8 protein-coding genes and 1 other annotated feature are annotated in these 11,814 nt (G+C 47.0%); of the genes, 6 read left to right on the forward strand and 2 right to left on the reverse strand.

Translation table 11 applies throughout. From position 1 onward, the window contains the following. The first annotated feature begins 89 nt into the window (after positions 1-89). From ABXR35_RS07355 to ABXR35_RS07365, 3 genes are all read left to right on the forward strand, one after another. The gene (locus ABXR35_RS07355) at positions 90-2,156 is read left to right on the forward strand and encodes an ABC transporter ATP-binding protein/permease (RefSeq protein WP_367057554.1); all 2,067 of its coding nucleotides are present in this window, start codon (positions 90-92) and stop codon (positions 2,154-2,156) included. Further along, positions 2,153-3,949, forward strand: coding sequence for a thiol reductant ABC exporter subunit CydC (gene cydC / locus ABXR35_RS07360; RefSeq protein WP_367057557.1), 1,797 nt, complete (start codon positions 2,153-2,155; stop codon positions 3,947-3,949). The genes ABXR35_RS07355 and cydC overlap by 4 nt, the downstream gene beginning before the upstream one ends. 284 nt (positions 3,950-4,233) lie before the next feature. Then, positions 4,234-5,271: a cation diffusion facilitator family transporter gene (locus ABXR35_RS07365; protein WP_367057560.1), complete on the forward strand. Its 1,038-nt coding sequence runs from the start codon at positions 4,234-4,236 to the stop codon at positions 5,269-5,271. A gap of 86 nt (positions 5,272-5,357) precedes the next feature. Here the strand turns inward: ABXR35_RS07365 and ABXR35_RS07370 are convergent, their stop codons facing one another. Next, the gene (locus ABXR35_RS07370; protein ID WP_367057562.1) at positions 5,358-5,735 is read right to left on the reverse strand and encodes an ArsR/SmtB family transcription factor; all 378 of its coding nucleotides are present in this window, start codon (positions 5,733-5,735) and stop codon (positions 5,358-5,360) included. Between the two features lie 539 nt (positions 5,736-6,274). Between ABXR35_RS07370 and ABXR35_RS07375 the strand changes: the two genes are divergently transcribed. Next, positions 6,275-7,576: an arsenic transporter gene (locus ABXR35_RS07375; RefSeq protein WP_367057565.1), complete on the forward strand. Its 1,302-nt coding sequence runs from the start codon at positions 6,275-6,277 to the stop codon at positions 7,574-7,576. Positions 7,577-7,785: 209 nt separating this feature from the next. On the opposite strand, the gene ABXR35_RS07380 is transcribed toward ABXR35_RS07375, so the two are convergent. Then, positions 7,786-8,280 (reverse strand): DinB family protein, encoded by a 495-nt coding sequence (locus ABXR35_RS07380; protein WP_367057568.1) that lies wholly within the window; start codon positions 8,278-8,280, stop codon positions 7,786-7,788. A 326-nt stretch (positions 8,281-8,606) separates the two neighbouring features. Here ABXR35_RS07380 and ABXR35_RS07385 point away from each other — a divergent pair, with 326 nt between their 5' ends. Together ABXR35_RS07385 and ABXR35_RS07390 are read left to right on the forward strand one after the other, a co-directional pair. Further along, on the forward strand, positions 8,607-9,161 hold the full coding sequence (locus ABXR35_RS07385) for a CGNR zinc finger domain-containing protein (protein ID WP_367057571.1): 555 nt from the start codon (positions 8,607-8,609) through the stop codon (positions 9,159-9,161). 88 nt (positions 9,162-9,249) lie between these two features. Beyond that, positions 9,250-9,537, forward strand: a binding site (T-box leader). A gap of 174 nt (positions 9,538-9,711) precedes the next feature. Then, entirely contained in the window at positions 9,712-11,472 is a 1,761-nt protein-coding gene (locus tag ABXR35_RS07390; protein ID WP_367057574.1) for a glutamine--tRNA ligase/YqeY domain fusion protein, read from the forward strand. Positions 11,473-11,814: the final 342 nt, after the last annotated feature.

The following is an 11,814-nucleotide window of genomic DNA, read 5'->3' on the forward strand; positions in this document are numbered from 1 at the left end:
TGCCTATGAGAAGCGACTATAGGCATCATGATTGTCGTATTCTTTCTCAAACAATCGATATATGAAATGATAGTAAAGAGGTGGCACGCATGGGCAGAGATTTGTGGAAGCTGGAAGGGATTCGACGTGTCATGATATGGACGGCATTACTCACGCTGGTGCAGTCGGTCGTCATCATTATGCAAAGCGTCTGGCTGGCACAGGCGGTCAGCGGACTCTTCAATGGGGATGCGCTAGAACGTCAGCTTGGTCATATCGGCGGTTTTGTGAGCGCATGGATTCTTCGTCAGCTGCTGTCCATGCTGCTACAAAAGCTAGCATATCGATTTGCCGAAACGACCGGACAACAGCTGCGTCGCGCGCTAATGGATAAGCTATTCGTGCTTGGACCGCGCTATGTAATGGGGCAAGGAACAGGAAATATGGTTACGCTAGTACGTGAAGGCATTGCCAAATACCGTACTTATTTGGAGCTAATCATTCCGCGCATGTTATCCAACGGCTTGACCCCGCTGCTTATTGGCATCTGGGTGCTGCGATTGGATTGGCTATCTGCACTGATTCTTGGATTGGTATTTCCGATCTTGATCGCATTTATGATTTTGCTTGGTCTGGCTGCGCAAAAGCAGATGGATCGGCAATGGGCAACGTATCGAGTGTTGTCTAATCATTTTGTTGATTCGTTGCGTGGATTAGAGACGCTGCGCTTTCTCGGTCGCAGCAAGGCGCATGGCGCGACCATTGTGCGGACGAGCGAGCAGTATCGCAAGGCGACATTATCTTCCATGAAAGTAGCATTTCTATCGTCGTTTGCATTGGACTTTTTTACCATGCTAACGGTAGCTGTTGTGGCAGTTAGTCTAGGTTTGCGATTGGTCAACGGTGGGATGCTGCTTGAACCAGCGCTAACTATTTTGATTATAGCGCCTGAATTTTTCGTGCCGATTCGTTCGCTTGGAGCAGATTATCATGCAACGATGGATGGCAAGGAAGCGGGCGAGGAAATTCGCCGTATTTTACAGCAGTCTGTAGTGGGCGAAGAAATGGTAGAACAGCAGAATGGTACAAACTGGATTGCTGCGCAACCAAATGCCATATGGAATCAGGATAGTGTGCTTTCGTTGGAACATCTATCTGTCGTTTACGGTCAATCGCCGATGCAGCAGAACATTCCATCTGGGCAAAAAGAGTCTTCCTCTCATTCAAAGCAAGGCTTATCTGGTCAAGCACAAGCTTCATTCCGCACGCAAGAAAACGTTATGACACAAGATCACTATACTGCTCTACATGATATTTCGTTTACATGGCAAGGGAGTGGCAAAATTGGCGTTATCGGCGCCAGTGGAGCGGGCAAATCTACCCTGATCGACGTACTTGCCGGTTTTCTCGTTCCGAATGAAGGCACAGCCTACTGCCAATATGAATATTCAGATAATCTGCAAACGATACAGCCGTCTATCCCACATCCAACACATACCAATGATACAGATCAAAACCATGCTAATCATGCAGATCAAATTAATCATATCAATGGAAATAATGATACAAACAAAAGTAGGGTTACCAATCATTCTCTCAATAAAGCTAGTACCGTCAAGACCACATCTACGAATAACTATCTTTCAGTCAACTTACATGATCCTTTGTGGCGGAGTCAGACCGCGTATATCCCGCAGCAGCCGTATCTATTCAGTGCGTCATTGCTGGAAAATATTGCTCTGTACGAACCGCAGGCAACGGAGCAGCAGGTAATGCAGGCAGCACTCGATGCTGGACTCTCTGGGGTAGTACAACAATTGCCCAATGGTTTGCATGAAAGGATCGGGGAAGGTGGGCGCAGTTTGAGCGGCGGTCAGGAGCAGCGGGTAGCACTGGCGCGGGCATTGCTTGGACAACGCCAAGTGCTGCTGCTGGATGAGCCGACTGCCCATCTGGATATTGAAACGGAGTACGAATTGAAGCAAACCATGCTGCCATTATTTGAGAATCGACTTGTTATTCTGGCGACGCATCGACTGCACTGGATGGCGAATATGGATCATATTATCGTAATGGACAAAGGTACAATCGCCGAGCAAGGATCACATAGCGAACTATTACGTCGCGGCGGTCTATACGCTCAGTTGATTCAAGAGCAATGGGAGGGAACCGCATGAACAGCGGAGGATGGATCAAACCTTATATCAAACAAAACCGTTTGCGCTTCGCTGGTATCATTGCATTGGCGGCGCTAACGCTGCTGGCAGCGGCGGCGTTAACGTTTATATCCGGCTTTCTCATATCCAAAGCTTCGCTGCGTCCAGAAAATATACTGATGCTGTATGTGCCGATTGTCGGCGTTCGCACCTTTGGCATTGCCCGTTCGGTGCTGCGCTATGTGGAACGGTTATTGTCCCATAATGCTGTGCTGCGTGTGTTGTCGCAGATGCGTGTCCGTTTGTATGAGCAGTTGGAGCCACATGCGTTGCAATTACGGGGACGTTATCGTACCGGCGATTTGCTTGGGGTGATGTCTGACGATCTGGAATCACTGCAACATGTGTATGTTCGCACCATTTTCCCCGGCATTGCCGCACTGGTTGTATATGGAGTTGTGATTGCTGCGCTGGGCTGGTTTGATTGGAGCTTTGCGCTACTCATTGCACTATATATTCTGGTCATGGTTGCGATTGTGCCGTTTGCTTCTCTCTACCTCACACGCAAATGGCAGCGACAGCTCAAGCAAACACAAGCGATATTATATAGTCGTCTGACAGATGGCGTCATGGGACTTAGCGATCTGCTAATCAGCGGTCGACAACAGGAGTTTGCCAATCGCTATGCGATACAGGAACAAGAAGCGATGAAGGTAGAGCGCCAATTGAGCAGTCATAAGCGTCTGGTAGGTCTGATTTTACAGGTGGTAACTGGTTTGCTGGTAGCGCAAATGGCAATATGGGCAACAGCGCAGGTAGCAGATCGCAGCATGGATGCAACGCTGCTGGCTGCTTGTGTGCTGGTTGTACTGCCGCTCGCAGAAGCATTTATTCCCATGACCGATGCGATTCATCGTATTCCGGCTTATCAAGAGTCCGTTCATCGTTTGACACGTTTGAACGAGCTGGATGCACAGGCTGAACAGGCTGAACCCAATCTACCATTTGATAAAAAAGGTTCAGTACAGCGATCAAAGCAGCACACTTCCATCACGATTGAACATGCCAGCTACACCTATCCCGGCGAACATCAATCCGTGCTGCACAATATAAATCTCCAGATTGCCCAAGGCGAGAAGGTGGCAATCATCGGTCGCAGTGGAGCGGGCAAATCGACATTGCTCAAGTTAATACAAGGTATCTATGCGCCGACCGATGGCATCGTTCATCTCAATGGACAAGCTGCCACTACACTATATGAGCAGCTGCATCATCATGTATCGGTGCTCAATCAGAAGCCCTATTTGTTCGATACGACACTGCTTAACAATGTACGATTGAGCCGTCCCGAAGCAACGGCAGAAGAGGTGGAGCGTGCGCTGCATGAAGCGCAGCTGTCCACATTAATTGATTCACTGCCACTTGGGTACAACACACCGATGCAAGAAGCAGGCAAACGCTTTTCCGGCGGTGAACGTCAGCGGATTGCACTTGCGCGTGTATTGCTACAACATACGCCGATTGTTATTCTTGACGAACCAACCGTTGGACTCGACCCGCGCACCGAGCGACAATTGCTGGATATTATGCTGCAAAGTCTATCCGACAAAACAATGATCTGGGTCACCCACCATCTGGTGCGAGCAGAGCAGATGGATCGGATCATCTTTATGGAGGAAGGCGAGATTGTCATGCAAGGCACGCATCAGCAGTTGTATGCTTCCTCTGAGCGTTACCGTCGTTTGTATCATTTAGATCATCCGAATGTGGAGATGTTGAACACTGACAAAGTATATGCTGTACAGGCACAATAATTTAGATTTCCATCATTGATAAGCAAGCATCATCTAACGAATCTAACAAATTATTCTGGAGTAAGCGTCATAACAAAGCTCTGTAGCAAGTGTCATGAGAAGTGTTGTGAAAAATGAAAAATCATCCGTCTATGTAGAGATACTGGCGGGTGATTTTTTTGATTCTACGGGTTGTCAGAGCAATGAATACGAACTATAATTAACATATGAACAATTGCTCATATGTTTTATTTTATTAAAATTCGGATAATAGTATATGAAAGAATGTACAAGGAGCTGATAGTATGTCGTCCCAATCCAACAACCACAACCACGATGAACATCATGACCACAACCATATTCACGACGAGACGAATGCGCACGATCATTCACATCAACACGAAAAGGCGCATAGTCATGGCGGGCATTCGCACAGTCACGGACATTCCCACGGTCATGGTCACTCTCATGCACATACAACGAATAAGAAGTCACTGACCATCGCATTTTTCCTGATTGCCGCGTTTATGATTGTTGAGGTAATCGGCGGACTCATGACTAACAGTTTGGCTTTGCTATCGGATGCTGGGCACATGCTGAGCGATGCGGCGGCACTGGGATTGAGTCTACTGGCGATGATCTGGGGGCAGCGGCAGGCGAATCGTGACAAGTCCTACGGATACAAACGTTTTGAAGTGCTGGCAGCGTTTCTGAACGGGATTGCTTTGACCGTTATCTCGATCTATATTTTCTGGGAAGCTTTTGAACGGTTTGGGAATCCGCCGGGTGTAGCAAGTTCCGGTATGCTGCTGATTGCGATTATCGGCTTGCTGGTCAATATCGCTGCTGCGTTTGTCTTAATGCGAGGGGAAGGGTCTTCGGAAAATCTAAATATGCGTAGTGCCTTGCTGCACGTATTCGGCGACCTGCTCGGCTCGGTTGGCGCGATTATTGCGGCACTGCTCATTATGGCATTTGGCTGGAATCTGGCTGACCCGATTGCTAGTGTGATCGTGGCGGTGCTCGTATTGATCAGTGCCTACCGGATTACGCGCGATTCCATTCATATTCTGATGGAGGGTACACCGACGAATATCGATACAGAGGAAATGAAGCAGCGTCTCGGTCAGATTCAGCATGTGAACGGCGTTCACGATCTGCACGTCTGGTCGCTCACTTCCGAATTGCCGCTACTTAGCTGTCATCTAATCATCGACCACCGCGACAACGGATCTTCCATCATGGAAAAAGCCCGTACATTGCTGCAAAAGCAGTACGGCATCGGGCATATTACGATTCAACTGGAAACCCCAGATATGAAATGTACGGGAAACGAACATTAGGCTATAACAAGTTCCATCTAAAAATAACATTTATGTAAAAGCAAAAGCACTCCATCCCTGAACCTATACAGGATGGAGTGCTTTTGTTATTTATGAATCAAATGCTGATGTGTCTGCTTGAAAATTTCCTCTACGTGATGATCATCCAACGAATAAAATACCGTCTTGCCCACCTTGCGTGGCTTCACAATCCGCATATTACGCAAATAGCGAAGCTGATGCGAAACAGCAGACTGCGTCATATCCAACACTTCACAAATATCATGCACACACAGCTCCTGCTGCAATAGTGCGTAAATGAGCCGTACCCGTGTCGGGTCGCCCAGTGCTTTAAAAATTTCCGCCATCGACAGCGCGGTATCGTCGCTGATCAGCTCTTGCTTGATACGAGCAAGTGTCTGCTGTGAAGCTTCATTGGCATTTTCGCAATGATCACATTCCTCGATAAGTGTTTCTTGCTTCACGAAATTCACCTTCCTCGTATAACGTCGTATACCGATTATACCAAAAATCGTTGTGATTACGAATAACAATTTTGCAAATGGAGTAGTTTCTTTCTTCCTGCATATGACATATGATTCATATAAGCAGGAACGGTGTAAAAATGCTCGTTACCGACTGTCGGAATTTGACGATGGTATGGTATGATGATTCCCTGAGATCTTCAATTGATAACCAAAGGTAGTGCTGTTAACAGTAGGTTGAATCCCATTTGGCTTCTGCGCGAAGCATGGGACAGATTCGCTTGTCTTATCAGTCCTGCTTGCTTTAGTCCTTGAGCTTGCTTGATAAGTAAGCTTTGCTGCTGCATTTGAAAGTAAACGCTTGAATAAGCCCACTCAGATGCCGTAACTGCTAGCAATACTGATCAGGTTGATCTTTACTATGATGATCCCTATTCATAAGTGAACAAGACGAAATGACAAGACATGAATGTGCTGCAACAAACGGCAAGCTACCCGCTGCTGTTAGACAGCACTGCCTGTAACTGGAGGATGTAAATGTGGTTGAAATTGTACTCGCTATAGCTATTTTTGTTGTCACACTGACGTTTGTCATTTGGCAGCCGCGCAATCTATCGATTGGCTGGTCGGCGTGTGGGGGAGCAGCGATTGCGCTGCTGACTGGCGTTGTTGGCTGGCAGGATGTGCGGGATGTAACTGGTATTGTATGGAATGCGACACTGGCTTTTGTAGCGATTATTATTATTTCGCTCGTGCTGGATCGGATTGGCTTTTTTGAATGGGCAGCGCTGCACATGGCGCGACTGTCGCATGGAAATGGGCTCCGAATGTTTATTTATATTTCGGTACTGGGTGCGGTCGTCTCGGCATTATTTGCCAACGATGGAGCAGCATTGATTCTAACGCCGATTGTACTGGCGATGGTGCGGGCGCTCAAGCTAGAAGAAAAGTATGTATTTCCATTTATTATCGCTGGCGGCTTTATTGCGGATACCACATCTCTGCCGTTAACCGTAAGTAATCTGGTCAACATCGTGTCGGCGGATTATTTTGGCGTGACATTTATGGAGTATGCCGCACGCATGATTATTCCGAATCTGTTCTCGCTGGCAGCGAGTATTCTTGTATTGTATTTGTATTTCCGTAAAAGTATTCCGCGTACCTTTGATGAGAGTCAGTTGAAGGAGCCGATTCAAGCCATTCGCGACCTCAAGCTGTTCAAAATATCGTGGTGGGTGCTCGGATTGCTGCTGGTGGGGTATTTTATCAGCGAGTTTCTGCATATTCCGGTGTCGGTGGTGGCGGGCGTGATCGCGATCTTCTTCCTGATTATGGCGAACCGCAGTAGTACGGTACAGGCGAGCGAAGTGCTACGTAACGCGCCTTGGGCGATTGTCTTTTTCTCGATTGGGATGTACGTCGTTGTATATGGTCTACGGAATGCGGGACTTACCTCGATTCTGGCTGAATGGATCAAAGGATTTTCGGATCATGGTCTGCTGGCGGCAACGATGGGCATGGGCTTCTTATCCGCGATCTTGTCATCGGTAATGAACAATCTACCAACCGTGCTGATCAATGCACTGGCAATTCATTCGTCCGGTGTGCAGGGCGTATTGCAGGAAGGGCTGGTATACGCGAATGTCATCGGCTCCGATTTGGGTCCTAAAATCACACCGATTGGTTCGCTTGCCACGCTGCTCTGGCTGCATGTACTCGGCAACAAAGGCATTCGCATTACATGGGGCGCCTACTTCAAAATCGGTCTGATTCTGACCATTCCAACCCTGTTCCTGACGCTGCTAGGTCTGTACTTGTGGCTGAGCTTACTGGGCGGCTAATCTATTGAAAGAATCGTAATGGCTGAATGACACACTACGTCGATAAGTGGAGCTAGGTCGAAGCTTATATGCAATGATCGGATTAGCTTCAACTTCCCCATATGTATAACCAAATCGGCAATAATAGTAGATGACAGCCATAAAGGCGTATCTACTATCATTGCCGGTTTTTTGTCATTTCATAATGTATATTTCAATCGTTCATGTGTTTAGTTGGAGGTTCGCCAGCAGCCTTGCAATTTACGCAATAATACAATTTGTCCAGCGTGATAGGCATCGTGAATGATCCAACCGGCAAGCTGCTCACCACGGCTCATATCACCATCTGCATAAGGCGTATCCAACGATTCATCGTCATACGAAGCGATTTTTTCACGTAATGCCAGCGAGGTATTCGTCACATCACGAACCAGCTGTTGCCAGCCTGCTTCATCTTGCGGATCGCCCGGAGGACCAAATGTTTCTAGATTATTGTCTGCTTCCGTCCCCGGATCGTTACCTTCATGACGGTTTAATACGCGCTCATTATAATACTGAATATGCGTTACATACTGGCGAATGGTCAGATTATCGCCTTGTGGTTGCCATGCGGCTTGCTTGGCAGTTAGCCCTTCCAGGGCAAGAGAGAGTGGAACAATCCAATCTTCATCTTTCCAGATTTGATCCTTTTGCAGTAACAATACATTCACGTTGCGCTTGCTCATCGTATTGCCTCCTTCGGTTAATATTCCGCATAGTGGACGAGCTATGAAGTAAAGTGATCAATCAGAGAAGTAGCAGCAGACCATATATGAAAAGTGTTTCCTACCATACTTGCGAAGAAGTATAGTATTTGTAACTTTCTATATGGTTCATAGATCGTTACAATGTAATTAAACACAGTAAATATAATGTAACCATCTATTTTCGTAAAGATGGTTACTAATTGATGCGATAATCTATCGTAATGATCTGTAGTTATATAGACATCATTGAACAGTTAGATGAGTGATCAGGTCATAGTGTGGATGACAAGGACAGGTGAATAGGTATGGATATGATGTGGACTGATTTTTTGAATAGTGATTATCATGACTGGAAAGAGGGCAAGCATGATCAAGACAAATTGCCACTATCCTCGTGGCAGCAGCTTTTTCTTGAGCAGCATCAGCTGAACGCCCATGCACCGGCGACTGAGCAAGAATTGGAGATGTTACAGGAATTGCGCGTGAAGCTGAGTCAAATAGCATCGCAAGCATCATCAGGCGAGTCATTATCTACGCAGCATCTAGCATATTTAAATTCTGTGTTGCAAGGAGCTTCTGTACAGCGCCAGCTACAAATCAAAGATGAACAGCTAGCCCTACATTATAGCTCACAGCAGATCGGATGGCATGCAGTAGCAGCAGAGATTGTTACGGATTTTGCAAAAACGTTGCTTGATGGCGATGCCCGCCGTATCCGTCACTGTGACAACCCTGATTGTCGCTGGGTCTTTTATGACGATACCCGTAGCCGTACCAAGCGCTATTGCGATGATAAGCTATGTGGCAACTTGATGAAGGTTCGCCGTTTTCGAGCACGGCAAAAGAACAATACAACGTAATTATCAATAAAGTCTAATCAGTAGAACAGCAGGAGAGGGAATCCAATAGTTGCCAAATGCAACAACTGGCAGTACAATAAAACCCATATCAAATGCGATGATGAGAAAAGTAGACTGGATTTGCGGTTCAACAGAGAGCTCCGGCAGCTGAGAAGGAGTGGAAAGCAACCAAGTCGAAACAAGCCTCTGAGCAGCATACCGGAACCAGCAAATGGAGATGGTATGACAGGCGCTCCTGTTATAGAGCTGGGGTATAATCGGCGTTTTCCGTCTCATCTATTTGATGAGCTATGGCACGACGACGTACCCGACAAGGCGGATGCAGTGATGCAGCCGCGAACTGGGGTGGCACCGCGATCACAATCTCGTCCCCAAGACTAACGTCTTGGAGGTGGGATTTTTTTATTTTATGGCTGGTGTACAGAAGAACTCTTCACAAGGTCATAGCGGATTGCCTAATCGGAAGCTGATATTGCGATATGCCATGATTCGGATGGCTGATCGTAGGTATTCATCGTTTCCTCACCATTAAAGGAGGTCACCCCTAATCATGATTCATTCCAATCCATCGCATTCTATAGATCCTGATCATGTTGAACATGATCATTTTATTACTCGTATCATCAAAGAAGATCTGGCAGAAGGTCTATTCAGTCGCCCTATCGCGACTCGTTTCCCGCCGGAGCCGAACGGTTACTTGCATATCGGCAGCGCCTTCGCCATTATCCTGAACGCAAGTATGGCAAAGCAGTTCAACGGTGAATTTGTGTTACGGCTGGATGATACGAATCCGCTCAAGGAGGACGAGGAATATGTCCGAGCCATCATCCGCGATCTAGCTTGGCTCGGTTATCATCCAGCGGTACATTACGGGTCAGATTACAGCGAAGATTATTATGCTGCTGCTGTACATCTGGTTAAAAAGGGTAAAGCCTATGTATGTGATCTGACGCCAGCGGACATGGCAAAATATCGTGGCACACTAACTGAAAAAGGCATAGATAGTCCATACCGTAACCGCAGTGTCACTGAGAATTTGGAGCTGTTATCCGCTATGCGTGCGGGTCAATTCGCTACTGGGGAAAAGGTACTGCGTGCACGTATTGATATGGCATCGCCTAACATGAATTTACGTGATCCAGTGCTATACCGGATCATTCATACACCGCATTATCGCACAGGGAACGAGTGGTGCATTTATCCGATGTATGATTTTGCGCATCCCATTCAAGATTGGAAGGAAGGCATCACGCATTCTTTATGCTCCATTGAATTTAAGGAGCATCGTCCCTTATACGACTGGGTGTTGCATGAGCTGGAGATCGTCGAGCCGCCGAAGCAACGCGAGTTTGGACGATTGAATATTAGCGGTGTGGTAACGAGCAAGCGGTATTTGCGGCAATTGGTGGAGGGTAGATACGTAGATGGCTGGGATGATCCGCGCTTGCCAACCTTACAAGGGATGCGTCGTCGCGGCTATACGGCAGATAGTATTCATGCCTTTTTCCAAGATGTTGGTATGATTCGGGCAAGCAGCACTGTGGATCTCGGTATGCTGGAACACGCTGTTCGTCAGGATCTCAAGCCAAAAGCCATGTCCGCTATGGTAATTCTGAATCCAGTCAAAGTCGTTATTACCAACTACGATGCTGCCACTACCGAATGGCTAGAAGTGGAGAATCATCCGCAACATGAAGCTAGTGGTACACGTCAGCTTCCATTCACTCGTGAAATCTGGATCGAGCGTGAGGATGTGATGGACGTGCCAGAGCGCGGTTTCCATCGCCTATCGCCGGGTGTGGAAGTGCGGCTGAAAGGGGCGTATTTCATCCGGTGTGAACGGATTGTGCATGACCCAGAGACGAGTGAGATCAGCGAGGTGCATTGTATGTATGATCCTGCCACACGTAGCGGTAGCGGATTCAATGAACGTAAAGTAAAATCAACCATTCACTGGGTAGCTGCCTCTCATGCTGTTCCGGTAGAGGTACATTTGTATCATCCATTGCTCAAGGAAGAAAGTGATGTAACTGAGATGGTGAATACAGATGAAGAGGCGAAGATAGAGGATATTCCCGACACAGTGCATGATCCAGTCAACGATGATCCGTGGAAGGATCGTATCCGCCCCGATTCGCGCATCGTAGTTGAGCATGCGCTGGCAGAGCCGATGCTTCGTCATCCTGATCCAGAGGCGCATTATCAATTCATCCGACATGGGTATTTTGTAACCGATAGCCGGTATAGCCGCGAGGATCATCCGGTATTCAATCGGGTCGTATCACTCAAGGACTCATGGAAACGAAGTTAATATACAGTTAGAGTCGCGTATCGATTCGTCTGGCAGTATCGAATGAATTTCACCATAGACAGGTGGTTCCTATACAGTAGGGAAGTGATTCACTTAGAGAAGTGGTTCCTACTATATGATTCCACGTGCCATTAGCCTATTGTATCGAACCGAGAAAACCAGAAAAAGTCAGCGTCGTGTCATTAGGATACGATGCTGACTTTTTTTATAATATTCCGTCTTTTAGCTTTGACATTGAGAGTAGCGAAACGTATACTGGACATAACATATGAACAATTACTCATGTATTGATAAAATAAAAATAGATAGCGAAAACATGAGCAAAAGGGATAGTAGTCTTTT

It is taken from the genome of Paenibacillus sp. JQZ6Y-1, assembly GCF_040719145.1.
GTDB lineage: Bacteria > Bacillota > Bacilli > Paenibacillales > Paenibacillaceae > Saccharibacillus > Saccharibacillus kandeliae.

Excerpts from the sequence above, each read along its gene's own strand:
- ABXR35_RS07365 (WP_367057560.1), top strand. The coding sequence starts at position 4,234 with ATGTCGTCCCAATCCAACAACCACAACCACGATGAACATCATGACCAC.
- ABXR35_RS07385 (WP_367057571.1), top strand. The coding sequence starts at position 8,607 with ATGGATATGATGTGGACTGATTTTTTGAATAGTGATTATCATGACTGG.
- ABXR35_RS07355 (WP_367057554.1), top strand. The coding sequence starts at position 90 with ATGGGCAGAGATTTGTGGAAGCTGGAAGGGATTCGACGTGTCATGATA.
- cydC (WP_367057557.1), top strand. The coding sequence starts at position 2,153 with ATGAACAGCGGAGGATGGATCAAACCTTATATCAAACAAAACCGTTTG.
- ABXR35_RS07380 (WP_367057568.1), bottom strand. The coding sequence starts at position 8,280 with ATGAGCAAGCGCAACGTGAATGTATTGTTACTGCAAAAGGATCAAATC.
- ABXR35_RS07390 (WP_367057574.1), top strand. The coding sequence starts at position 9,712 with ATGATTCATTCCAATCCATCGCATTCTATAGATCCTGATCATGTTGAA.